Here is a 25,093-nt window from a genome sequence, read left to right on the forward strand (position 1 = left end):
NGCCTGCTGCACTTCGGCAGCATCACGGGCATCGCGAGCCTGGCGTTCCAGGCGCTCGCGCTCCGACAGTGAACGGTTGGCGTCGGCCTCGTCTTCGAGGCGGGCACGCTCGACCGCATTGGAACGGAAGACGGCGACTGCGGCGGCCATCGAGCCGATCTGGTCGCGGCGATCTTCGCCGGGGATTTCGACGTTGAGATTGCCGGCGGCAAGCTTCTCCATCGCGCCGGTCATGTCGGTGACGGGGCGGATGACAAGGCGGTTGAGGAAGGTTGCGAGGAAGACGAGCATGACGCCGACGGCGAGAATGGTCGCGACGGTTGCGGCAATGCGGAACTGGTCGATCGCGGAATAGGCGACATCGGCGTCGATGACGAAGCCGACATACCATTCGACCGAGGGCAGGCCCTGAACCGGTACGAAGCTGACGATCATCGGCTTGCCATCGAGTTCGGTGTTCATGATGCCGGAGCTGATCGTCGGGGTGTCGATCGGGAAGGCGTCGGCAAGCGTCTTGGTGACGAGCTTGGAATCCGGGTGAACGAGGATCTGGCCGTCCTTGCTGGCGAGGAAGGCGAAGCCTTCGCCGCCGACGTCGATGCCCTTGACCATCGAGACCAGCGTTTCCAGTGAGAAGTCGCTGCCGGTGACGCCGTAAAGCTTGCCGTCGCGCTTGACCGGAACGGCAGCGCTGATGATGAGGTCGCCGGTCGAGGCGTCGACATAGGGCTCGGTGAGAACACGCGCGTCGGCTTTGACGGCCTGCTGATACCACGGGCGCTGGCGCGGATCGTAGCCCGCCGGCATCGGATTGTCCGGCCAGGTGATGAACTTGCCGCTCTCGTTGCCGACATAGGTCGAGATGAACTCGTTGGTCAGCACGTCGTTCTTGAGGATCGGCTGGACGCCGTTGTCATCGGTCGTCCGACCGGCGGCGTCGGCCACCATCGCCGTCAACGTGACGCGACCGTTGAGCCACTTGGCGACGCTCTGTGCGGCCTGGACGCCGGAGGACGAGATGTTTTCTTCGACCGCCTTGGTGGTTGTGTCGTACTGAAGCGTGTCGATATAGACGGAAAAGCCGGCAAAGGCGGTAACAACGACACCGGACGCGGCGACGAGAATGCGCGTCATGAGGTTCGATCGCTTGGACAAGATGGGCTCCTAACAGGGGCCGGCGTGCTTCGCCGGACATGAGCTCTCGATGATTTTCACGCGCAGCATCGCTCAGCCGCCGGAGTGGCGGTTGGTCAAGCCTCGGGAAAACGTTGAACATGCCAAAAAGGCGGGGCCAGCCATGCCTCATGCGGCCGGGGCCACCCTGGTGAGGGTAGGCCTATCGCGCCGCACGCTAGCGATCGCTATTTAAGAAGCGATTAAAATTGTCATATGCAAGTTCGGGATGCCGGCGGCAACGCGATCTTCACACAGGGACGGTTAAAGGACCGCCCCGACTTTGCTTGTCCGGCACCGAAAGGGATGCCGGGAAAACGTCCTAGCGACGCATGAAGGCCTCGAAAGCAGCCCTTGCCTCGGCGCTTTTCAGCTGCGCTGCGAAGTGCTTCGCCTCTTCGTCGATACGCGTGAGCACATCACTGCGGTCACCGCGGACGAGATCACGGGCGATGCGCAGCGCCTCCGGCGGCTTCTTGGCAAGGCGGGCGGCGAGCGAAAGCGTCTCTTCCTCGACGGCATCCTGGCCGACGATCTTCCAGATCAGTCCGGCTTCGAGCGCGTCGCGCGCTTCCAAGGGTTCGCCGGCGGCAAGCAGAGCGAAGGCACGCTGATGCCCCATGATGCGCGGCGCAATCAGGCTCGACGCCGCTTCCGGCACCAGGGCCAGATCGACGAAGGGCGTCTTAAACACCGAGCGGGCGGAAGTGATGGTCAGATCACAATGCAGGTGGATCGTCGTGCCAATGCCGATGGCAAGCCCGTCGACACCGGAGACGACCGGCTTGGCCGCACCCGCGAGCGCCTTCAGAAAATCGATGACCTCGGTGCCCATGCTGCCGCCCATGGCAAACGCCAGAAAGTCGGCCATGTCGTTGCCGGCGGAAAAGCAGCCTTCGGTGCCGAGGAACGCGGTCACGCGAACGGCCGGATCGCTGCCGGCAACCGTCAGCGCATTGGTCATCTTCGCGTACATGTCGCGCGTGATGGCGTTCTTCTTTTCCGGCCGGTTGAAGCGGATGACCTGCACGCCCGGATAGGCTTCCGGACGTTCGACAAGCACCTGGTCGGTCATGATATTTCCCCTCAACCCAAGACGGCGCGCGCGGCAGCAAGGCTGTCGGCACCGGTAACGACACGATCCTTCAAGGCGGAGGTTTCCGCCAGCATGTTTTCCGCGGCGAACCGACTGAGCGCGATGCGTTGCTCGTCCTTACCGTCAGACGCTTCGGCCAGACCGCCCTTGGCGAGGTAGGCGCCGGTCAAGGCGAGACCGAACAGGCGCTGACAGGCCGTGGCTCCTGCCAGTGCCTCGGAGAGTTTACCGGCCGAAACAGCAGCAATCAGCCATTCCGTCGCCTCGGAGAGATCGTCGAGCGCAGCATCTAGTCGCGCCGCAGTTTCGCCGAATCCCTCACGGTTGGAGGCGCGGACCGCGCCACCTATCTCGCGCAATTCGGCAATGAAGCCACGGACGTGTTCGCCGCCCGAAAGCGGCAGTTTGCGCGTGACGAGATCGATCGCCTGAATGCCGTTGGTGCCCTCGTAAATCGGGGCGATGCGGGCATCGCGCAGGTAACGAGCGGCACCGGTCTCCTCGATGAAGCCCATGCCGCCATGAACCTGGATGCCAAGCGAGGCAACGTCGACGCCGGCATCGGTCGCAAACGACTTGGCGATCGGCGTCAGCAGGCTGGAGCGCTCCTGCCAGAACTTCGCCTTGTCGCCGTCTGCCGCATGGCCCATGTCCACCGCATGCGCACAGGCATAGGCGATGGCGCGCGACCCTTGTGTCAGGGCCTTCATCGTCAGCAGCATGCGGGCAACATCCGGGTGCTCGATGATCGGGCTCATGCCCTGGCCGGACCAGCCGGGCGCCTTGCCCTGCGTGCGTTCCTTGGCAAAGGCGATTGCCTTCTGGGTGGCGGCGTCGGCAATCGCGACGCCCTGCATGCCGACGGCAAGACGGGCGTTGTTCATCATCGTGAACATGCAGGCAAGGCCGCGGTTTTCTTCGCCGATGAGGTAGCCGATCGCGCCTTTCTCTGCGCCGAACTTGCCGTCGCCATAGATCATCGTGCAGGTCGGCGAACCGTGGATACCGAGCTTGTGCTCGAGCGAATGGCAGAACAGATCGTTGCGCTCGCCGAGCGAACCGTCGGCGTTCACCAGGAACTTCGGCACGAGGAACAGCGAAATGCCCTTGGTGCCTGCAGGCGCATCCGGCAGCCGCGCCAGGACGAGGTGGACGATGTTGTCGGTGAAATCGTGTTCGCCCCAGGTGATGAAGATCTTCTGGCCGAAAATGCGATAGGTGCCGTCGTCGCGACGTTCGGCCCGGGTCTTGAGAACGCCAAGATCGGAGCCGGCATGCGGCTCCGTCAGGTTCATGGTGCCGGTCCATTCGCCGGATACCATCTTCGGCAGGTAGGTTGCCTTCAGAGCCTCGGAGCCATGCTTCTCCAGCGCGTCGACGGCGCCCATGGTAAGCGTGGGCCCGAGCGCAAATGCCATCGAACCGGCGTTCCACATTTCCATGGCCGCGACATGCAGCATATGCGGCAGGTTCTGGCCGCCGAATTCTTCCGGAGCCGTCAACCCGTTCCAGCCGCCGCCGATCCAGCTGTGATAGAGATCGCGCCAACCGTCAGGCGTCTGAACCTTGCCATCGACGAGACGGGAACCCTGCTTGTCGCCGACGTCGCCGAGCGGCGCCACTTCCTCGGTCGCGAAACGTCCTGCCTCCGACAGGATCGCATCCACGAGATCCTCGCCGAGGTCGCCGAGAGCGCCGCTTTCCAGCGCCCCGGCCATTCCGGCCACGTGCTTCAGCGTGAATGCAATCTCGTCAACGGGTGCCTTGTACATGATGATCCTCCCAGATACCGGGCGCTTTCGCAGCTGCCGGCGCATCTTCGTTTGGCCGAACACTATTGATTTTTACGTAAACGTCAACGTCAATTCAGCCCGCGTTGTGATGGTTGCCGGTGCGGACGGCATCGTAACAAAACTGTCATCAACGGCGCATAGAAGCCAGTAACGATGGCCCTCGCCAAGGCGTTCAAATGAACCTGATTTCCCCCGAGATACCCGGCCTGGTCTGGGCCTACCGCTTCCTGCCTGGCGAAAGCCGATGCCAGCGCATCGCCAACGATGCCTCGATCGACGGTCTCATCAAGGGCGACGGCTGGGTCTGGCTGCATCTGGCGCTTTCGGACGCGCGAACGCCGGCGCTCATCGAGCGGATCGGCAACCTGCCGCCGGCAGCCGTAACGACGCTGACCAGCCACGACACCCAGGCGGCCATCACTGTCTCCGACGATATCGTGCACGGAACGCTGGTCGATTTCGAGCGCACTTTCGATGCGGTGACGAAGACGATCGGCTGGCTGCATTTTGCCGTCAGCGACAGGGTGATCATCACGACGCGGCTGCACCCGCTGCGCAGCATCGACCGGGTAAAGGCCGCAGTCGAAAAGAGCACCAAATGCGCGCGGCCGATCGACCTCTTCGAGATGCTGGTGGTCGAATTCCAGCGCACGCTGATCTCGCTGGTGCTCGAACTGACCGAAGAGCTGAATGTCATCGAAGATCACGTCTATGGCGAAGCCGGTCACCGGCAGCAGCCGGGCCTGGCGCCATTGCGCCGCACCGTGGTTCGCCTTCACCGGCACCTGCGCACGATCCTTGCTCTCCTTCGCCGCGCCGGCGCGTCGGACGAAGACGAGGTGCCGCCCGGTTTCATCGACGTCACCGAGCGCCTCTACGATCGGCTCGAGGCCGTGGATCGCGACGTCTTCGCACTCCAGGAGCGCGCCCGATTGCTGCACGAAGAGATCGACAGCAAGATTTCCTCCGAAACCAACCGGCACCTCTATATTCTGTCGCTGATGACAGCCTTCCTATTGCCGCCGACGCTGGTCACCGGTTTCTTCGGCATGAACACCGGCGCCCTTCCCTTCGCCGATGGCAGCGGCACGCTGTATGCCGCGCTGTTCATCGCGCTTTCCATGGGCCTTGCGTGGTGGATCCTCAGGCGGATCGGCATTCTCTGACCTTGCCGGCATCAGAAAAGGCCGGACAATGCCCGGCCTTTTTGCTGTCTCTTCCTTGCCCTCTTAGCTATTGGGCGAGTAGCACTGCCGGCGCGCCGCGCCGTAGGGCTGGTAGGTGTTGTCGTAGGCCCGGTAGGAGCGGTAGCGGTCGTAGCACCATTGCACATGGCGGCTGCCATAGGCAGGCGCAGGCCGCGTGTAGCGCGGCGGCTGGGCAACGGCTCCGCCGATGATCACGCCGGCGCCGAAGGCCGCCATCGGGTACCACCAGCCATTATAATAACGATAGCCCGGACGGCGATAGTTATAGCCGCGATAGCCATTGTAATAATAATATCCGCCGCGCCGTTCGTAGCCGGGGCGGTGATACTGGACCTCGGTGGCATCACTCTGCCGTTCAACACGCAGCGGAGCCGGCATGAAAGCCTGGGACGGCACAGCCGAAGTCATCAAGACCGCGGCAGCAATCGCTGCGGCGAACCACTTGCCTGTCATTGTTCTCATATAACTCTCCATACGAGCACTTGCGCCGCTTCCGACGCCAGCGAGCCACCTTCACAACCGCCAGTTTGCGCGATTTCAGCCGCGTGTCGATACGTATCCTGATTACGGTCCGATCGAAAACGGTCGCCGGCTAACGTCTAAGTGACGGGTTTTGTTCCATGTTCCGGCATACAAAGTTGACTCGCCTGCCGCCTCGACGGACGGCGAAAGAGACTGGCTTCACGCCTGTGACAGTACACATGGAGCTGCAGATATCGGACCGACAAGGGACAGCGACAGCAATAGAAGCACCCTCTGATATACAGCCATAAGTCTCTATACATTCGCCACCGTCTCAAGCACAGTCGGCTCGGGGACTGGGATTTACGATCAATTAACTGTAGAGTCGGCAATCTCACTGAATGGCAAAGCGGTATATCTCCACCTTACGGATGATTCTGCGCCTCGCGACCCTCCTGGGTCTGGCTTTCGCGGCGGTGAACGCACGCGCCGGCGAACTGGAGCCCTGGAAGTCGAAGTCCAACGCCATCATCGTCGACGCTTATGAAATGAACAGCATCGACTGGGAGACAATGCTTTCCGACAAGCGTATCTCCGGCTTCATCGCCAAGGCCTCCGACGGCCTGCCGGAAAGCTTCTCCTGCACCGGCGATCATGGCGGCGACACTGTCGCCCACTGCAAGACGATGTGGCGCAAATACGCCGTCAGCCGCGAGCTCTACCAGACACGGCGGATGATCGCCCGCTCCCATGGGCTGCTGTGGGGCGCCTATCATCTTGCCCGCCCCGGCAACCCGGTCGATCAGGCCAACCATTTTCTCGATTATGCGAGCCCGCGCGACGACGAGTTGATGGTGCTCGATCTCGAAGGCATCGACCCGGACAAATTCATGTCGCTCGAAGACGCGGCGATCTTTGCCGGACATATCAAGACCCGCACCGGCCGCTACCCGATGCTCTACACCAATCATGTCACGGCCAAATACATCGCGGCCAACCGCGCGAAGCACCGACTGCTGTCGCGACTACCCCTGTGGTATGCCCGCTACAAGCCGGATATCCGCAATGTGTTTCCGATCGGCAACTGGGACAGCTATGCGCTGTGGCAATTCTCGTCAGGGATCAATTGCGGCAAACGCCGCTGTCCCTATCGTGTGCCCGGTACACTTGACGACATCGACGTCAATGTCGCGGCTATGAGCAGCGCCACCTTGCGACCGATCTGGGCCGGCGGCGCCCTGTTGCCGGAAAAGGCACTGCCGCTCGTTCTCATTGCCAGAGCCGACGACGGGGTCGGCGCCGCCAGCGCTGCCCAGGCGACGGCGAAAATCGAAAGCCAGCCGTTGCTTATCAGCCGCGCCGAAGCTGCCAGCGCCGCCGGCGAAGGCGTCGACATGATGGCGACCGGGTCGATCGATTTCGGTCGGCACGACCGCGCCGTGCGGCTGGCGGCCGCGGCCAGCCGCTGACGGGTCGGTCGCGGAAAGAACACGCTCCCCGCGACCATCAAGCATTGTCAGGCTTCGATCTGTACATCTCCAAGCGGCCGCGAGCAGCAGGCGAGGATGTAGCCCTCATCGATTTCGTCGTCGAGAATACCTCCGTTGTGGTTCATCTCGACCTCGCCGGCGACTTTCATCACCCGGCACGTACCGCAGATGCCGCCTTCACAGGCCGCACCGATCCTGACGCCGTTGGCCCGCGCCGCCTGCAGGATCGTCTGGCCGGGCTTGGCCTCGATCTCCTTGCCGCTCATGGTGAAGACCACCTTGGCGCCTTGCGCTTCGGCGTCGGCTGCCGCCCCTGCCCTGACTGCTATCTCCTCGGCTGCCGGTGCTGCCGCCGGCTGGAAGCTTTCCTCGTGATAGCGGCTCATGTCGAAACCGGCCGCCTTCAGCAACTCGCGCACGCCGCGCATGAACGGCTCCGGACCGCAGCAAAACACTGTGCGCTCCATGAAGTCGGGTGCAAGCAGCGGCAGCTTGGCGCCGTCGATGCGGCCGCGCAGCCCGTGCCATCCGTGCCTTGACTCATGCCCCTCGACCACGAAGCCGAGGTTTAGCCCGGACATCTGGCGCGCCAGCACTTCCAGTTCCGAGCGGAACAGAAGGTCGTCTGGCCGGCGGGCGCAGGAAATGAAGGTGACGTCGGTCTCGGGAACGCAGTCCGCCATCCAGCGCGTCATCGACATCATCGGCGTGACGCCGGAGCCTGCCGATATGAAGAGATATTTTTCGCCGGGATGGCGCACGAAGCTGAAATCGCCGAGCGGACCGAACGCCTTCAGCCGCATGCCGGGCTTCAGGTGATCGAACATCCAGCGCGTGCCGATGCTATCGGCTTGCGCCTTGACGGTGACGGCGATCGACAACGGCCGGGAGGGCGTCGACGACAGCGTGTAGGTGCGCATGACCGGCTCGTCGGCGACCGGCAGCTCGAGCGTGACGAACTGCCCAGGCAGATAGCGGAACCAGGCCGGCTTTTCCGCCCGGAAGGTAAAGGTCATCACATCGGCGGTCTCGATCACGGCCGATGTGCATTCGAGCATGTTCTGCCTGTCGATCCAGACATGAAGCTCGTCGAAATGATGGAACGAGGATGCCATCTGCATGTCAGGCGACCCGGGAAAGCGGAGCAGCCTCGCCCTGCAGGCGCTGTTCCATGAACTTGCAATACCACTCGACGAACTGCATCACGCCGCCTTCGTGTTCGGGCGAATAGGGGCCTGACTGGTAGGCCGGCGAGCGAATACCAAAGGCGTTCTCCTCGACGATCTGGCGGTCCTGATCGTTGGTCTCGGTCCAGACATGCGTCAGTTGCTCGAGATTGTAGTCGACGCCTTCAACCGCGTCCTTGTTGACCAGCCACTTGGTCGTCACCTGCGTCAGCTCCGGGCCGAGCGGCAGGACGCGGAAGGTGATGGCGTGGTCGGCCAGCACATGGTTCCAGGTCGAGGGATAATGGAAGAGCAGGAGCGTGCCGATATGCTTCTGGCTAACGTCTGCCGACAGTTGCCGCCGCACGGCGCGGGCGCCGGACATGGTGTAGCTCTCGGCGTCGTCGATCAACGGCATGCGCGCCGAGCGGAACTGGCCGGTCTCGGACATCCGGAACTCGCTCGGCAGTCCGGCTGCTTCGCATTTCGCCCAATGCGCGGCAATGACGGGATCATCCTTGGCGCCCTGCACACCGGTCGCCGTCGGCGCTTCGGGATAGGTGCGGCAAAGTTCGGGGTGGTTGGCGGCACAATGGTAGCACTCCCGGTTGTTTTCCCAGACGAGTTTCCAGTTGCCCTTTTCGATGATCGTGCTTTCGAAGGCGACCTTGGTTTCACCCAGGCGGTGCGGCGCAAGATAGGGCGCGACCATGTCGCGGAACGGGCCGAAATCCATCGGCTGCTCGGACAGGTTGATGAAGATGTAACCGCCGACGGTCTCGCAGTGGATCGGCTTCAGGCCGTGGGCCGCCTTGTCGAAATCCTCGCCCATCTGGCGGGCAAAGAGCAGCGCGCCGTCGAGCTCATAGGTCCATTGGTGATAGGGACAGACGAGCTTGGCCGAAGAGCCCTTGTGCTGCGCGCAGACGCGAGAACCGCGATGACGGCAGGAATTGTGCAGGGCGCGGATCGTGCCCTGTCGGTCGCGAACGATAATGACAGGATAATCGCCGACCTGGACGGTGAAATAGTTACCGGCACGCGGGATCTCGCAGTCGTGGCCGATGAACAACCAGTCCTTGTACCAGATGCTTTCGAGATCCTGCCTGTAGTAGTCGGGGTCGATGTAGAAGGCCCGGTCGAGGCTGTAGCCGTCGCGTCGACCCTTCAGCTTGCGGAGCATATCGCCCTTGATGTCCATGTCCTGTCCTCGTTCGCCTTGTTTCGGAGAGGCAGGACTGGAACCCGCACGGGCGCATTGCCTGTGCGATGACGGCTCCGATCCGGCTGCCCGCCGCAACCCGTTACGGTCTGTTCGCGTCAAGGCTGGTTTCCGGGCTCAGGAGCCGTCCGCAAGGACCAGCCCGGCGCCTTCCCGGACGGAACCGTCCAGTGGCTTTGTGCCGTGGCTTTCGCTCCACCACCGTTGCGGGGGCAGCGCCGGGTTTTGACCGGCTTCCCAATTCTCCGCCTTCCCTAAAAGACAGCACCTTGAGTAGGCATATCTAATCGCGGAAGCCATCGTCGTAGCTGCCGATTAACGACATCCGATTCCAGAAAGACGACACAGCACATCAAGCGCACCAAACGCCCTGTGATTGATCATTTTTCATTGTAAACAATAGGATAGCTCAAGGATTGAGCAATTGTCGCTTTTTCCGGCAAGGCTTGCGAGAAAGCGCGGATCCTTCGCCATTTTGCGACATGTCTTCCCGTGACGCGGGGCAAGGCCCACCGACGCGAGTGAAATCTTCCATTAACCATAATGCATTAGCGTCGCCTGACGGAGAAACCGGCCGAACCGGCAAACAGCGCATTGAAGTTCATGGCAAAGCTCAAATACTACGACGCCGCAGCCGAGAAGCTGCCAACGATCGCTCCGAAGACAGCGGTCCACACCGAGTTCCTGCGCACCGGCCGCATAGAAAGGCGTCAATGGTCGCAGCGCGAGCGGCGTTATCTGAGCTATGACGAGGTTGCCGAGCGCACCGCCCACAAGCTGACGACCGCCGGCGAAACGACGCACAAGCGGATGAACGGCTTCCATACCTCGATCCAGTTTCCCAAGATGATCTTCCACCGCACGCTCACCGGTCGGCCGCATCTCGGCTATTGCCATGTCACGGCGGCGAGAACACATCTCGCCCCGTCCAAGGACGTCACCTGGTCGTTCTATTTCGCCAACTTCTTCTGTGACCTCGGCGACGAGAAACACTTCTTCGAACGCATCCAGACCGGCTATTCCCGAATGTACTTCGCCGTTGCCATCGAGCCCGATGCGCCAGAGGGGCAGATGACCATCAATCGCAGCGTTCGCGACAACGGGCTGCTCTTTCGTACCGACGACCCGAAAGTCGCGCTCAAGAACGTGCTGATGCTCGGCGCGCGCGACGAGGCATTGAAGCGCATCATTCGCAGCCTCTGAAGCGCAGACCCGGTTGCCTGAAGAAAATCGTTCTGTTTTCACCGTGGCTCCTTTAAGGAAGCCTCGGAAAGGGAAACGGAAGCGACATGGCCGAAATCATCGATACACGGACCGAGCCGGAACGGGCGATCGAGCGTGCCTGTGCGGTGCTTGCCGAAGGCGAGCCCGTCGCGATTCCGACCGAGACGGTCTACGGCCTGGCAGCGGACGCCACCAATCCCGATGCGATCAGCCGTATTTATGAGATGAAGGGGCGTCCACGCTTCAACCCACTGATATCGCATGTGTCAGACATGGCGATGGCTGAAGCCCATGTGACATTCGATTCGTTGTCGCGGCGCCTGGCCGAAGCGTTCTGGCCCGGCCCGCTGACGTTGATCCTGCCCCAGCGCACAACAAGCACCGTGCACGCGCTTGCCTCGGCCGGCCTCGACACGCTCGGCATCCGCATGCCTGATGGCTTTTCACGTCGGGTGATTGCCCGCTTCGGCCGCCCGCTCGCCGCACCGAGCGCCAATACGTCGGGCAAGATCAGTCCCACAAGCGCTGCCCATGTGGAAGCCGATCTCGGGCCGCGCCTCAAGCTCATTCTCGACGCCGGCTCTGCGGAGATCGGGCTTGAATCGACGATCATCAAGGTCGAGGACGGCGCGCTGCGCCTGCTGCGTCCGGGCGGTCTCGACGTCTTCGAAATCGAAAGGCTGACCGGCCTTACCGTCTCGAGGCCGCAGAGCGCCGGAGCGACTATCGAGGCCCCGGGCATGCTCGCCTCGCACTACGCGCCGGGCGCAGCTGTCCGGCTCGACGCCGCCGACGTGCGTCCGGGAGAAGCGCTGATCCGGTTCGGCAATGCGTCGCTCCCCGGCGAAGAGCACGCCGCGATCGTACTCGACCTCAGCCCGGCAGGCAGCCTGCGCGAGGCAGCTGCCAATCTTTTCGACTATATGAAGAGGGCGGATGCCAGCGGCTCCGCAACCATCGCCTTCGGCCCCATCCCTTCGGAAGGGTTGGGAGAGGCGATCCTCGACCGGCTGCAGCGTGCTGCCGCCCCCAGAGACTGACCGACAGGCACTTTTACAGCGCCGTGCGTCAAATATGACGCGCAAAGGACGCTGTAACGCTCTAAACCCGCTGCATAATTTTGTCCTTAATTCGATTCCGATTTAAGGAATTATGCAGTAGCGCCGTCGGGCGCATTTGCGAAGGCAGGGCCATGACGACGACGCTCCCCTCTCCCGAACTGATCGCCTCCTTCATCGACATCGTCGGCAGCGCCAATGCCTTGACGAACCCGGCGGACCTCGCGCCCTACCTCATCGAATCCCGCGGGCTCTACAAGGGCACCACCCCGATGGTGCTTCGCCCCGGTTCGGTCGAGGAGGTGTCGCGCATCATGAAGCTTGCAAGCGCGACCCGAACGGCAATCGTTCCGCAAGGCGGTAACACCGGCCATGTGGCGGGTCAGATCCCGCGCGAGGGCAAGGCCGATATCGTCCTGTCGCTGCAGAGGCTGAACCGGATTCGCGACATCGACCCCGTCGGCAATGTCATCGTTGCCGACGCCGGCTGCATCCTTGCCGATATCCAGAAGGCGGCCGATGATAACGATCGACTGTTTCCGCTGTCGCTCGGGTCGGAAGGCTCGGCCCGCATCGGCGGCAACCTCTCGACCAATGCCGGCGGCACCGCAGTGTTAGCCTATGGCAACATGCGCCAGCTTTGCCTCGGCCTCGAAGTGGTTCTGCCGACCGGCGAGATCTGGGACGGGCTGCGCCGGCTGAAGAAAGACAATACCGGCTACGACCTGCGCGACCTGTTCATCGGCGCCGAAGGTACGCTCGGCGTGATCACCGGCGCGGTGCTCAGGATGTTTCCGAAGCCCCTTGGCCATCAGGTGGCCTTTGCCGGCGTCGGCAGCGTCGAACATGCGCTGGCCCTCTTCGACAAGGCCTCGAGCCTCTGCGGCACTGCGCTCACCGGCTTCGAACTGATGCCGCGCCTCGGCGTCGAGTTCACGACAAAGCATATTCCAGGCGTGCGCGACCCGATGGAAACCGTTCACCCGTGGTATGTACTCATCGACATTTCCACCTCCGATTCCGCCGAGAGTGCCGAACGCATGGTGCACGAACTGCTGGAGCAGGGCATCGTCGCCGACCTGGTCGAGAACGCAGTGATTGCGACCAGCGAAGAACAGCGCAAGGCGCTGTGGCACATGCGCGAAAGCATGTCGCCAGCGCAGAAGCCGGAAGGCGGCTCGATCAAGCACGACGTTTCCGTCCCCGTATCGAGCATCCCCGCCTTCATGAAGGAGGCCGATACGGCCGTCATGCAGGCGATGCCGGGCGCACGCATCTGCTCATTCGGCCATATGGGCGATGGCAACATTCACTACAACATCTCGCAGCCCCTCGGCGCCGACAAACAGGCATTCCTCGACCGTTGGCGGGAAATGAACGCCATCGTTCATGGCATCGTGCTGAAGTACAACGGCTCGATCTCGGCCGAACACGGCATCGGGCAGTTGAAGCGCGACGAGCTCGCCGAGGTCCGCCCCGAGATCGAAATCGAGTTGATGCGCCGCATCAAGCACGCGTTCGACCCGGCGGGCATCATGAACCCTGACAAGGTGTTGCGGGCAGACTGACGACGCTTTTTACCGGCCGCCGGCTCTCAGCTGTGCAAGCGAGAACAATGCGTCGGCACTGATGCCGCCGCCGCTGCCGCCCGTCAGGATGGCAAGCCCCGGATTGACGTCGGTGTTGTTCTCGACGTCATAAAGCGCGGTAAAACGCTTCAGCAGCTTTTCGAGTTCCTCGGGATCCTGAAGGTCCTTGATATCCATGAGGCGCTCGATGTAAGCGGCCTGCATCTCGATCTTGGCGCTCGCGAGGCCCTCGGGCATGCTGTAGGCGGTCCGAACAACCTGCATCAGTGCGTTGTCGGCGAGCAGGTCGTAGGGTGTGGTGATTTCCGGCGCCTTGCGCTTGAAATAAAGCGCCAGCCGAACACCGGCATTGTCCTCGCCCTCGCTCTCCTCAAGCGTCTGGTTGAGGTAGAGGTCGAACGTCATAGTGAGCCCACGCCGCGTCTGTATCTGCCCGGCTTCGCCTGTAACTATCTTTCCGTCCTTGTCGAAATTGAAGGCGGAAACGATCTCGCGATACTTCAAGCCGTTCGGATCGGTGTTGATGAAGCTCTTGCGATCGTTGAGGTCGGAGGTGAACATCTGCTTGAGGTAGTCGGTTTTGACACCCTCCGGGTCAATGCCGGCGCCGATCAGCACGATATCGACGAGGCGCTTGTCCTTGAGGAAATCGTCAAGCGTCTCGATCTTCTGAATCTGCGTCGTGTAGTACTTGCTTTCCCCTTCCGCCTTCGCCTTGGCGGTCTTCTTTTCGTCCTCCGTGCCGAAGCGCGATTTCTCGACGATGTAGGCCTTGGCAGTATTGACGATGTCGGCCTCGTTCTGCGCCAGCTTGGGTGAGCCAAGCGTACCGTCCGCGTTGAAATTAAACGCTTTCACCAGCTTGATATAGCGTTCATCACGCAAGGAGTTGGCGTAGCTCGTCGGATTGTTGAGATCACTGGTCAGAATCTGCTTCAGCTTGCGCGGTGTCAGGTCTTCGTTTTCGAGGCCAAAGGCGCTGAGTACGAAGGACCGCAATTCGCTGTTGCCAACGAGACTATCGACGTTGCTCATGGTCTTGATCAGCAGCTTGTAGCGGCTGATCTTGCCCTCGTCCTCTGCATCGTCCGCGTCGTTGTAGTGGACCATATAGCCGCTGGTGGTGGTATTGGTCTGTTCGGCGGTCTGTGCCTTGGCGCCTGCCGGCAGCGTCCCGTCGGGCTGGAAATTGAACGCGGCATGCAGGGCCTTGTAGGCCTTGTTGTATTCACCGCCAAACTTGTTGACGTAGCTGTTCGGGTCGTTGATGTCGCTGGTGAGAATGTTCTCGATCGTCGCGCTCACGGTGGTGGTGGGCAAGCCGAAAGCCGTTCTGACGTAGTCCGCGATGCGCGGGTCGGCCACAAGCTCCGCAACGGTCGTGATCGAACCGATCTTCTGCTCGAAATAATCCCGGTTAAGGATGGCTCCCGATGGCGTCAGCCGAGGGCTGCTGAAGATATAGGCCTCATTCAGCATCTTCTTCTTTTCGTCGGTGATCGCCTTGCTGCCCGCGGCCACGCTACCATCGGCTTCGAAGTTGAAGGCGCCGTTCAATTGCCTGTAGGCATCGAGCATGCTGATCTGCCTATTCAGCATGTTCACTTCGGTCGAAAGTTGATTCATCAATGCGGTCGACTCGTTACCGACCGGCGGCAGCTTGGTGTTGAGATCGGCGACGATGGCGTTCTTGGCGTCGATCTGCGCCTGGATCCCAGGCTTGTCCGCCGCTGGCGCCTCTGCAAGCTGTGCCGTCAGCGTCGCGATGTCCTTCATCGCAGTTGCCCGCGTGTCAAAGTCAGTCAGCGTCTTCGTGGCTTCGGTAAGCCGGGTCTGCGCCGTGGTCTGGGAATTGGCAAGATCCGCCGGCTCGGCGGTCAACGCGTATCTGACCTGATCATAGGAGTAGTTGCGCGCATCGATGCCAAAGATGCCGAAGGCATAGGAACGCAAACGTTCATTTCCGAGGAACTGATCGACGTTGGTGACGAGATCCATAGCTGCGTTGAAATAGGCGTTGTCTCCTTTGAGAACAGTGTCGAGATTGGCGACCCGTTCATTATAGAGACCGATCAGTGCATCCTGTTGCGCCGTCGTCTGTGCCGCGGCTGACGATGTGCTGAAGCTGAACGCTTCGGCAAAGTTGCGATAGCGTTCGTCCGTGAGGCGGTTGGCAAAACTGTCCGTATCCTTCAGATCGCTTTCAAGCACCTTGCGCATGAAGGCCTTGGCATAGGTCATGTCTTCGAGACCGTGTGCCTTCATGGCGTAGGAATAGAGCCGGTAATCGTCGAGGAAATCGTCGACCGTTTTCACGTTGCCGATATTTTCCTTGTAGTACTGCGCTTCGCGCGCGACCAGCGGCCGGTCGGCAACACGATCGAGGCTGGTCCTCAAGTCGCTCGTGATCCGGCTGTAATTGAGATAGGTCGAAACCATGCCTGCTGCCCCGTCGCTTAACCCAGGGGCGGGTCACACCAATCCCCCGAAACAGAATTCTGACACGGCATGATTGCACGACAGGCTTGTGTGTGGCTTTTCGCCGGCCGCGACCAGGCCATTGCCAAGAATGCGAGCCACCGCGTTGACGAAACGGAAACCTTGGCTGCTCGGCTTTTGCTAACCATCGAAAAACGCAAAGTTTTCTTAACCGCGATTTTTAAGTCGGCCGGAAGGGGAGCCGCCTATTCTCCAGCCCATAGAGGACGAAAAGTCCCGAAGAGAAGACCGGAAATCGGCTCTCAAGGAAAAACAAGGGCGATTGAAATGCGCAATACACTCTCTCAACCCGCATGGGTCGAAAACACGCTCCGGCTCGATCCGAAGCGCTTTCCTCAGCAGGCAAGCTACGTCCTGCGTGGCCACACAGGCAATGTCACGATCAGCCTGGACGAGCGTGGCGCGGTTCTGCGCAAGGTGCTACCATCAAGCGGCCTGCCGCTTTCGATCGCACTGCCGGCGCGGGCATTCAAAGGGGTCGCGGCACGCGCGATCGACCACGGCGACGGAGACGTTACAGTGACGCTTGAACTTCATCATGACGATCCGGACCTTTGTGTTCCGCTGCTCGTTGCACATGATCTTTCCGACATTGCTGCCGATTGGCGCGCCTGGGCCGAAGCCTATCGCATTCCGATGCTGATGGTCGAAGCCGATGGCGTCGCTCGCGCCCTCGAAGAGCATCTCGGCGAGGTTCGCACCGCACCGCTCAAGCCGCGGCGCCGCCACTCCTTCTTTGCCGACCGCAGGCCGCGCTTCCTCGTGCGCCGCTCCACCGGCCGGCTTGGCGTCAACATGAAGATCGACGGGCGCGAAATCATCGCCCGCAGCTAGGGCTTAACCGAATACCTCCAGTGCAAAAGCCGGCCGTTCCCTGCGGCCGGTTTTTGTATGCAGCAAGTCTGAAGTGCTACAGCGTCCTTAGCGCGTCATACTTGACGCGCGGCGCTGTAACGCCAAAACGTTCACAGCCAAATCGCGGGTGTTCCTTCGGAAACAGCCGCCTCGCCTTCTTCGTGCCATATCCGACCCATAGCCAAGGTCACGAAAGAAGGAGATACCCGATGCGCAAGTCTCTTGCCGCCACCATTGACGCAATCGTTGCGATTTTCCGTGCGCGCACCGAGGCGAAGAAGCGCAAGGCTGCCAGCGCAATCAGCTGGGGCTGAGCGATCAGGCTCTCGCAGATCTCTCGGGAAAGTGCCGGCGGACGTGTATCAAACATTTCGGATAGACTGCAGGATCCTCCGCCAAAACGGAGGGTTTTTCATATCAGCCGAACGAAAAGGGCCGCGACCAGCCCGGCGAAAATGATCAATCCCACGACACCATTGAACTTGAACAATGCGAGGCATTGCGAAGGGTCGTGGATGTTCAGCACCAGGATCTGATAGATCAGCAACACGGCCGCGATCAGCAAACCGAGATAGGCAAACAGCCCGGCCCCTGCGGCGAGAAACGCCAGAAGCATCAGCGCGATGGCAAGTCCATAGAGCCCGATCAACCAAGGGCGTGGATTGTCGCCGAAGCGGCGAGCCGTCGACCGCACCCCGATAAGTTCGTCATCTTCCCTATCCTGGTAGGCGTAGATCGTGTCGTAGCCGATCGTCCAGGCGATCGCCGCGCCGTAGAGCAGCACGGGCGCAAACGAAAGCGTCCCGAACTCGGCCGACCAGCCCATGATCGCCCCCCAGGAAAACGCAAGGCCGAGGAAGAACTGCGGCCAGTCGGTAAACCGCTTGGCGAAGGGATAGATTGCGACAAGCCCCAGCGACAGGATACCGAGCCAAATGGTGACGGCATTGAATTGTAGCAGCACCACCAGCCCGACAAGTGCCTGCAGCACCATGAAGGCCTTTGCCTGAAAGCGGGAGACCCGGCCCGATGGCAAGGGGCGCGAGCGCGTTCGCGCCACTTCCATGTCGATGTCATGATCGACGATGTCGTTGAAGGTGCAGCCCGCGCCGCGCATGGCGATGGCGCCGGCGATGAAGAGGAAGCTATGAAAAACGAACCGGCCGAGCGAAAATTGCCCCGCTGCCGCCGCCGTGCCCGAGGCCAGAGCGACCGACCACAGACAGGGCCACATCAGCAATTGCCAGCCGATCGGGCGGTCCCAGCGAGCAAGTTGCGCATAGGGCCACAGCGCACGCGGCAGCACGCGGTAGACCCAGTTGTTCGACGGCGCGTCGTGGACGCGCCCGGAATCGGCGGAGGACGTGTTCATGCCTCCTGTTTGACGCTACGCGCCGGGGCGGTCAAGCGGTTCGATGCCGCACCGTCCCGCCGCTTGGCGCCACCGTTCAGGGAAGCGTGAAGTCGAAGCGATAGGTGGCCGACAGGCCAACGAGGAACTGGTTGCGGCTGCCGCGCTCGCGCACGAGGCTCGAGTCGGCCGCCGGGCCCATCAGGCGGCGATATTCGGCATAGGCACCGGTCTCAAGCTTTTCCGTTGCCTGCCAATTGATCGCCGCACCAACACCGACGGAATCAATGCCGCCATGCGGATTATAGGTGCTGAGGCCTGATGCTGCCGATTCGGCATCGTTCACGCCGTAATAGGCGCTGAAATAGTCGCTGGTGGCGGCCGTCATACGCGGACCGGCAGAAATGCGCACATTGCTGCTGATGTCGGTAAAGGCATCGGCGGTGACATCGGCGACGATACCGTGGTGGCTGCGAATGCCCTGTCGGACTTCCGCGCGCACGCGCAGCCAATCGGTCGGATAGACCTCGGCGAAGCCGCCGAGTTCTCCACCGAACTTGACGGGGGCGAGCCCCCTAAGGTCGCTGGAGGTATTCTCGTCGCGCTCGAAGATCAGCTTGCCGGCGACGCCGGCGCGGAACCCGCCCTGGTCCAGCAGCGCATAGGACATGTTGTCGTTGCGCGACGAGAAGCGAACGGTGCTGCCGGCCTTGCCGAGCGATATCAGCGGCGCGGCCTGGAACATGCGCTTGGAGGCGCCTTCGTATTTCGGGCCGAGAAAGCCGGTGGCGCCGACCTTCAAGTACCAGTCGCCCGACCAGAAATACTGGCCGTCAGCAGCCGAGGCGGTGCCTGCGGACAACAAAAGGGTTCCAGAAAGGAGAAGAAAAGAACGGATACGCAAGGAACAACTCCGGAAGAATCATTCGCCGGGGCGAAGTTTGAACGTGCCCTGCGCGCCGGCCATTGGCGCCATCTGAAAGGACACGGGGGCGACTTATTGCCCCTTGTTCCTACGATTCCGTTAACCAGGTCAATTCAACTCCCGTTTGCCATGCCGGCGACGATGCCTACCGGCCCTGGTACATTTTCAGGTAGTGACTGGGGGCGCTTCCAAGCATGCGGCGAAACATCGTGGTGAAGGCCGCAACGTTCTCGTAGCCGGCATCAAGCGCGACATTGGTGACGGATTCACCGTCCGCAAGGCGCGGCAACGATGCGAAGATGCAGGCCTGTTGGCGCCAGGTGACGAAACTGACCCCTGTCTCGTTGCGGAACATCCGCGTGAATGTCCGTCGGCTGAGACCCAGGCGATCGGCCCACTGGTCGATATTGGCGGTCGCCGACGGTGCCTCCAGGAACTGCCGGCAGAGAAGCGCCAGTTTCTGCTCACGCGGGAAAGGCAGGCCGAGCGGCCGCTCATGCAGAAGAGCGATCTCTTCGAGCAGGAGATCCATGATCAGCTGTTCCCGCCGTTCCGACATGGTCTCGCTCTCGACGCTGACAAGCGCATCGACCAGGCTGCCCGCAAGCGGGGTGATTTCCATTACCATCGGCCGTTCGGCGCGCAGCAGCGATGGGGTGAAATAGATCGAGTGCATGCGCACATCGCTGATCATCTCGGTCGAATGCTCGACCCCCGCGGGGATCAGTAAGGCGTGCCCCGGCGGGACGAGCCAACGTCCGTGGGCGGTACGCACAAGGACAACGCCTTGCCGCGCCCACCACAATTGCGTGCGGGTATGGCTGTGGAGTGGAACGGTCAGGCCCGCGCCATAATCGCGGCCGAGAGCGAGCACGGCGGAGTTTCCGGTCTCGATCCAGTCCAGGTTCCTGAAATGGTCGGCGTCGGGCAGTTCGGGCAAATTTATTCGATGGATCGGCATTGGCCCACTCGCGAAAGAACTCGACCACATCACAAAAGCAGGCCATGGGCAAGATCAGTAGAGATATCCGTCGCCGCACACAACCATCGAGACGGCAAGGAAACATCCATGGCAACGGTTACTTCAACGGGGAGCATAACCCCGGAAAAGACGGCATTCTCCGTCATCCTGGCAGTCAGCTTCTGCCACATGCTGAACGACATCATGCAGTCGCTGCTGACGGCGCTCTATCCCTTGCTCAAGGCGAACTATTCGCTCGATTTCGTGCAGATCGGGCTTCTGACCTTCACCTTCCAGTTGACAGCCTCGATGCTGCAGCCGGCCGTCGGCATCATCACCGACCGCTGGGCACTGCCCTATTCGCTGCCGGTAGCGATGCTTTCCACCTGCTCCGGCCTCATCCTGCTCGCCAACGCGCATGATTTCCCGATGCTGCTTCTGGCTGCAAGCATGATCGGCGTCGGCTCGGCGATCTTCCATCCGGAATCTTCGCGGATCGCTCGCCTCGCTTCGGGCGGGCGGCATGGCCTGGCGCAATCGCTGTTCCAGGTCGGCGGCAATGCCGGTAGCGCCATGGGGCCGCTGCTCGCAGCCTTCATCGTCATCCCCTTCGGCCAGGGCAGCCTCAGCTGGTTCTCGATCGTCGCGGTCATCGGATTCTTCGTGCTCACCTGGGTCAGCACCTGGTATGTGCGCCACCGTCGCTCGTCGATGAGCAAGCCGGCGCCGAGCCGCGCCTTGCCGCTGCCGAAGAACCGCGTGATCTGGGCCGTCGCCGTGCTGGTGCTGCTGACCGCCACCAAGAACGTCTACATGGCCAGCATCTCCAGCTATTTCACCTTCTTCGTCATCGAGAAGTTCAGCGTTACCGTTCAGCAAGCACAGTTGATGCTGTTCCTGTTCCTGGGCGCTGCCGCCGCCGGCACTTTCCTCGGCGGTCCGATCGGCGACCGTTACGGCGCGCGCTTCGTCATCTGGTTCTCGATCCTCGGCGTCATCCCCTTCGCGCTGATGCTGCCCTATGCGAACCTCTTCTGGACGGGCGTGCTGTCGATCATCATCGGCTTCATCTTCTCCTCGGCGTTTTCGGCGATCGTCGTTTTCGCGCAGGAACTAGTGCCGGGACGCGTGGGGCTGATTGCCGGTGTCTTCTTTGGTTTCGCCTTCGGCTTCGGCGGCATGGGTGCGGCTCTTCTCGGCATTTTTGCTGACCGGCAGGGCATCGAGTTCGTCTACACGGTCTGCTCGTATCTACCGCTGCTCGGCATTCTGACGATCCTTCTGCCGAGGATGCCCGCGCGGCATTAGGCAGACATCCAGCAGCAGACTTTTCAACGGGCGCCGCCATGCGGCGCCCGTTCTGTTTTTCCGCCCGGCAACGCCTTGCTCCAACCATGCTATTTCCCGCAGCCCTGCGTAATCATTCATCAATTTTTGCGCGCTACGGTCGCTGGATGGGGCTTGGGCAGGGGTAGACAATGCGAGGGCGATCGGCGATTCCCGCCTTTTTGACGACGTTGCTCCTGGCAACGGCGGGGCAAGCCGAAACGCTCAACCTGCTGATCTGGGAATCCTATATCGATCAGGCGATCCTCGACCGCTGGACGGCAATAACCGGCGTAGGAATCCATCAGGTCTACTACGACAACGGCGATACCCGCGACGAGGTGTTGGCCGACCCGAACAGCATCGTCGATCTGGTGGTGACCGGCGAGAACGGCGCCGCGCTCTTTGGGCGCAGAGGCGTGCTCGAGGCTGTCGACGAGACCAATGTCGCCTCGCTCAGGGATTATGACGAAAGCTGGCGCAAGCGCTGCTCGAACCATGGCCTGCCCTATCTCTGGGGCACGATGGGCCTTCTCTACCGATCGGACATGCTGCCTGAAGCGCCCACGTCCTGGCGCGACCTGATGCAGCCGGCTCCGGCGCTGACCAAGCACGTCGCCATGTACGACGACCACAACGAGGCCTTTGTCGCCCCCCTCATGCTGCTCGGCGAGTCGATCAACACCAACGACCAGGCAACGCTCAAGACCGCCTTCAACCTGATGAAGCAACAGGCACCGGCGGTTCTGACCTATGAATACGTCATAAGCTCGATCCAGAACCAGGCCATCGGCAAGGACATCCATCTGGCGCTTGGCTATAGCGGCGATCAGCACGTCCTAAACGAAAAGGCCGGTACACCGGGCATCTGGCGCTATGTCGTGCCCAAGGAAGGCACGCTTTCCTGGCTCGATTGCATGTCGGTCGTCGCCAAGTCGCCGAACAAGGCACGGGCGCTCGCCTTCCTGGACTATATCGGCTCGCCCGGAAGTGCCGCCGCAAACGCACAGGCGCTCAATATGCCGACGCCGAGCAAAGCCGCCTTTGCGTTGTTGCCGGAGGCGATGCGCGCGGACCAGGCGATCTACCCGTCGCCAGACATTCTGGCCAAGAGTCAGTACCAGCAGGAACTGTCAACGACGTCGGTGCAGCTGCGCCGGCGCATCATCAGCACATTGGCGAATTTCCAGTGACCCTCGGCAAGCGCGCACTCATCCTGATCTTTCCCGTGGTGCTGGCCGGCTATCTGCTGGCGGCGATCTCGGTCCATGTCACCCAGAGCCGATCGATCCGGGCGCTGGAACATGCCAAGCTGTCCCAGCGGCTGGAACATGCCGCCGCCGTCTTCCAGAACGAGATCGGCCGCAGCAAGGGCTTTCTCAATGCGCTCCTGAACAGCAATTCGCTGCGCCAGTACATCTCTGAAACCGACAAGAACTACCGGGCCAATGCGCTCGGCGTCCGGCTGCAGGAAAGTGTCAAGTCGCTCTCCGACGACCCGACGGGCTACGTGTCCCTGTCGATCCTGACATCGAACCTGCAATCAGAATACTATTTCGAAAACAGCTGGGATCCCTTCGCCGAAATCGACGAGGCGCAGCTCAATCTGGCACGGCGACTGATACGCGAAGAAAAGCTTGTCGACTGGACCTACCTCTACGACGGCGGGCACAAGGCGCGGATCGTCTATTCCTACTTCCTCGATCCCGTTACCTTCACGCGACCGCTGCCGAGCAAGAAATCGGGCGCGCTGCTTATCCAGGTGGCGATCCAGCCGGATCGTTTCCTCGACATGCAGGAAACACTCAAGCAGGAATACGGCGCCGACGTCGTCCTTCAGCCGTGGCCGCTCGCGATTACCGACGACCTTTCGGCAAGCGTGCATCTCGGGCCATCGCTCTATGCGACGCTGACGGTTTCGAGCAATCATTTCGACCGGCTGATGGCCCAGCAGAAACTGCTGCTGGCATTTGGTGCCGTGGCGATGAGCCTGTTTTCGATCTGGCTGATCATCGTTCTCATCCGTCGGTTCATCACCGACCCGATCGCCAAGCTCGACGCCAACGTTATGGCCGTCATGGTCGGCGCCCATGACGAGATCCGCAACATGGAGGAGAAGGGCGAGATCGGGCGACTGACGGAAAACATCAGAGAGCTGCATCGCCAGTCCGAACAATCGCTCAAGCTGGTGCAGCGCAGCTCCTGGACCGACACGCTGACCGGCATCAGCAATCGCGGTCATTTCAACGCGGTTGCCGCCGGCATCGTGCGCGAGGCCATTGTCTCGGGTGAAAAATGCAGCCTGCTGTTCATCGACATCGACAACTTCAAATTCGTCAATGACAAGCATGGCCACGAGATCGGCGACGAACTCTTAAAGACCCTGGCAACGCGCATCGCCGAGAATGTCGAAGCGATCACCGAGCGACGCGGCCAGAAGCCGGCGATCCTGGCGCGGCTCTCAGGCGACGAATTCGCGGTGCTGGTCCGCTCCCGACCGGGCGACGGCACGGTCCGCGAAGTCGCTGCGGCCATCCTGGCGCTGTTCGAAGATGGCTTCGAAGTCTCCGGCAAGAGCTATCCGGTGACGGCCAGCATCGGCGCTGCCATCTGCCCGGATGACGCGACCAACCTTGCCGAGCTGATTTCAAATGCGGACGCGGCGATGTATCAGGCAAAGACTAGCGGCAAGAACCGCTCTTCCCGGTTCTCGCGCGCCCTGCACGACAAGCGCACCCGTCTGCGCCAGATCCAGGACGAGTTGCGCTCGCTCGATCCGGACGAGCAATTCCATCTGGTCTACATGCCGATCGTCGACACCGACGGTCGCGTGACCGGCTGCGAAGCGCTGCTGCGCTGGTATTCGCCGGTACTCGGTAACGTGACGCCGGACGAATTCGTGCCGATCGCCGAAAGCTCCGGCCTCTTCACCAAGATCGACTGGTGGGTGATCAACCAGGCCATGTCCGACTGCCGGCAGCTAAAGGCACTCTTCGGTCCCGATACGATCCTGGCGATCAACATTTCCTCGGCCGAACTGCATTCGAAGGCGATTGCCGACTATTTCTCCGATTGTATCAACCGCCATGGACTGCAGCCGCAATCGATCGAAATTGAGCTGACCGAGACTTTCGCGGTCAAGTTCAGCGACCAGCTCCGCCGCAACATCGACGAACTGCGCCAAAAGGGCTTCCGCCTGTCGATCGACGATTTCGGCGCCGGCTATACCTCTGTCCAGCAGATCATCGAATACACCGCCGATACGATCAAACTGGACCGGGCGCTCGTTTCTAACCTCACGGCATCGCAATCACTGCCGGTTCTGAGGGCGTTGATCGCGCTGTGCCACGCCAAGGACGTTGCCGTGGTCGGGGAAGGCGTCGACACGCCGGAGAAACTCTCGATGCTGACTGCTGCAGGGTGCGATCTCTTCCAGGGCTACCTTATCAGCAAGCCGCTACCACTTGAGGATCTCGGCATCTGGGCGCTGACGCGCACCGCCCGCTACGGCCAGGAGCAGGATGATCGCAAGAACCAGCAGGCAATCGCCTGAGCGCATGTCGGTCTACTCTCTCCCGTGACGCTCCGGACAAGGTGCACTCCGAGGCGGGAATCGTGCGCCATAGCCCCCTGCCCCCTTGACCTGACAGCCGCCTCGCCTTAACCGCAACGCAACAATTTCGGCATGTCGGGGG

At 61.5% G+C, this 25,093-nt stretch carries 18 protein-coding genes, 1 pseudogene and 1 riboswitch; of the genes and pseudogenes, 9 read left to right on the forward strand and 10 right to left on the reverse strand.

Annotation, left to right across the window (positions count from 1 at the left end):
* Position 1 precedes the first annotated feature (1 nt).
* The 3 genes and pseudogenes from ASD03_RS40275 to ASD03_RS02740 all read right to left on the reverse strand — a co-directional run.
* Positions 2–1,134, reverse strand: a pseudogene (locus ASD03_RS40275) (cache domain-containing protein); the annotation flags it as partial.
* A gap of 361 nt (positions 1,135–1,495) precedes the next feature.
* Positions 1,496–2,248: a crotonase/enoyl-CoA hydratase family protein gene (locus ASD03_RS02735; RefSeq protein ID WP_025426141.1), complete on the reverse strand. Its 753-nt coding sequence runs from the start codon at positions 2,246–2,248 to the stop codon at positions 1,496–1,498.
* Positions 2,249–2,259: 11 nt separating this feature from the next.
* Positions 2,260–4,041: an acyl-CoA dehydrogenase gene (locus ASD03_RS02740; RefSeq protein WP_025426140.1), complete on the reverse strand. Its 1,782-nt coding sequence runs from the start codon at positions 4,039–4,041 to the stop codon at positions 2,260–2,262.
* A gap of 197 nt (positions 4,042–4,238) precedes the next feature.
* Here ASD03_RS02740 and ASD03_RS02745 point away from each other — a divergent pair, with 197 nt between their 5' ends.
* Positions 4,239–5,228: a transporter gene (locus tag ASD03_RS02745; RefSeq protein WP_025426139.1), complete on the forward strand. Its 990-nt coding sequence runs from the start codon at positions 4,239–4,241 to the stop codon at positions 5,226–5,228.
* A 63-nt stretch (positions 5,229–5,291) separates the two neighbouring features.
* On the opposite strand, the gene ASD03_RS02750 is transcribed toward ASD03_RS02745, so the two are convergent.
* Positions 5,292–5,723 (reverse strand): BA14K family protein, encoded by a 432-nt coding sequence (locus ASD03_RS02750; protein WP_025426138.1) that lies wholly within the window; start codon positions 5,721–5,723, stop codon positions 5,292–5,294.
* Between the two features lie 410 nt (positions 5,724–6,133).
* Between ASD03_RS02750 and ASD03_RS02755 the strand changes: the two genes are divergently transcribed.
* The gene (locus tag ASD03_RS02755) at positions 6,134–7,201 is read left to right on the forward strand and encodes a GH25 family lysozyme (protein WP_057211590.1); all 1,068 of its coding nucleotides are present in this window, start codon (positions 6,134–6,136) and stop codon (positions 7,199–7,201) included.
* Between the two features lie 47 nt (positions 7,202–7,248).
* Here ASD03_RS02755 and ASD03_RS02760 read toward each other — a convergent pair whose 3' ends face one another.
* Both ASD03_RS02760 and ASD03_RS02765 read right to left on the reverse strand, forming a co-directional pair.
* Positions 7,249–8,343 (reverse strand): hybrid-cluster NAD(P)-dependent oxidoreductase, encoded by a 1,095-nt coding sequence (locus ASD03_RS02760; RefSeq protein WP_057212461.1) that lies wholly within the window; start codon positions 8,341–8,343, stop codon positions 7,249–7,251.
* Position 8,344: 1 nt separating this feature from the next.
* On the reverse strand, positions 8,345–9,589 hold the full coding sequence (locus tag ASD03_RS02765; RefSeq protein WP_025426135.1) for an aromatic ring-hydroxylating dioxygenase subunit alpha: 1,245 nt from the start codon (positions 9,587–9,589) through the stop codon (positions 8,345–8,347).
* Between the two features lie 105 nt (positions 9,590–9,694).
* A riboswitch (cobalamin riboswitch) is annotated at positions 9,695–9,897 on the reverse strand.
* A 316-nt stretch (positions 9,898–10,213) separates the two neighbouring features.
* Between ASD03_RS02765 and ASD03_RS02770 the strand changes: the two genes are divergently transcribed.
* The 3 genes from ASD03_RS02770 (at position 10,214) to ASD03_RS02780 (ending at position 13,460) form a co-directional block, all read left to right on the forward strand.
* Positions 10,214–10,813: a DUF6656 family protein gene (locus tag ASD03_RS02770; RefSeq protein WP_025426134.1), complete on the forward strand. Its 600-nt coding sequence runs from the start codon at positions 10,214–10,216 to the stop codon at positions 10,811–10,813.
* Between the two features lie 86 nt (positions 10,814–10,899).
* Positions 10,900–11,874 carry an L-threonylcarbamoyladenylate synthase gene (locus tag ASD03_RS02775; RefSeq protein ID WP_025426133.1) on the forward strand — a complete coding sequence of 325 codons (975 nt, stop codon included), beginning with the start codon at positions 10,900–10,902 and terminating at the stop codon, positions 11,872–11,874.
* A gap of 152 nt (positions 11,875–12,026) precedes the next feature.
* Positions 12,027–13,460, forward strand: coding sequence for an FAD-binding oxidoreductase (locus ASD03_RS02780; RefSeq protein WP_025426132.1), 1,434 nt, complete (start codon positions 12,027–12,029; stop codon positions 13,458–13,460).
* A 9-nt stretch (positions 13,461–13,469) separates the two neighbouring features.
* On the opposite strand, the gene ASD03_RS02785 is transcribed toward ASD03_RS02780, so the two are convergent.
* Positions 13,470–15,920, reverse strand: coding sequence for a DUF1217 domain-containing protein (locus ASD03_RS02785; protein ID WP_025426131.1), 2,451 nt, complete (start codon positions 15,918–15,920; stop codon positions 13,470–13,472).
* A 327-nt stretch (positions 15,921–16,247) separates the two neighbouring features.
* Between ASD03_RS02785 and ASD03_RS02790 the strand changes: the two genes are divergently transcribed.
* Positions 16,248–16,814: a DUF6101 family protein gene (locus tag ASD03_RS02790; RefSeq protein WP_025426130.1), complete on the forward strand. Its 567-nt coding sequence runs from the start codon at positions 16,248–16,250 to the stop codon at positions 16,812–16,814.
* A gap of 433 nt (positions 16,815–17,247) precedes the next feature.
* Here the strand turns inward: ASD03_RS02790 and ubiA are convergent, their stop codons facing one another.
* From ubiA to ASD03_RS02805, 3 genes are all read right to left on the reverse strand, one after another.
* Entirely contained in the window at positions 17,248–18,207 is a 960-nt protein-coding gene (ubiA, locus tag ASD03_RS02795; RefSeq protein ID WP_025426129.1) for a 4-hydroxybenzoate octaprenyltransferase, read from the reverse strand.
* A 76-nt stretch (positions 18,208–18,283) separates the two neighbouring features.
* Positions 18,284–19,051 carry a MipA/OmpV family protein gene (locus ASD03_RS02800; protein ID WP_225906245.1) on the reverse strand — a complete coding sequence of 256 codons (768 nt, stop codon included), beginning with the start codon at positions 19,049–19,051 and terminating at the stop codon, positions 18,284–18,286.
* Between the two features lie 205 nt (positions 19,052–19,256).
* The gene (locus tag ASD03_RS02805) at positions 19,257–20,072 is read right to left on the reverse strand and encodes a helix-turn-helix transcriptional regulator (RefSeq protein WP_025426127.1); all 816 of its coding nucleotides are present in this window, start codon (positions 20,070–20,072) and stop codon (positions 19,257–19,259) included.
* Between the two features lie 108 nt (positions 20,073–20,180).
* Between ASD03_RS02805 and ASD03_RS02810 the strand changes: the two genes are divergently transcribed.
* The 3 genes from ASD03_RS02810 (at position 20,181) to ASD03_RS02820 (ending at position 24,951) form a co-directional block, all read left to right on the forward strand.
* A complete protein-coding gene (locus ASD03_RS02810) occupies positions 20,181–21,380 on the forward strand; it encodes an MFS transporter (RefSeq protein WP_057211584.1) in 1,200 nt (399 codons plus the stop codon).
* Positions 21,381–21,550: 170 nt separating this feature from the next.
* Positions 21,551–22,591, forward strand: a complete 1,041-nt coding sequence (locus ASD03_RS02815) for a spermidine/putrescine ABC transporter substrate-binding protein (RefSeq protein WP_057211582.1) — start codon at positions 21,551–21,553, stop codon at positions 22,589–22,591.
* Positions 22,588–24,951, forward strand: coding sequence for a bifunctional diguanylate cyclase/phosphodiesterase (locus ASD03_RS02820; RefSeq protein WP_025426124.1), 2,364 nt, complete (start codon positions 22,588–22,590; stop codon positions 24,949–24,951). Before ASD03_RS02815 ends, ASD03_RS02820 begins: the two co-directional genes overlap by 4 nt.
* Positions 24,952–25,093 lie beyond the last annotated feature (142 nt).

Origin of the sequence: Ensifer sp. Root127 (assembly GCF_001425225.1) — a bacterium.
GTDB classification, from domain to species: Bacteria; Pseudomonadota; Alphaproteobacteria; order Rhizobiales; family Rhizobiaceae; genus Ensifer; species Ensifer canadensis.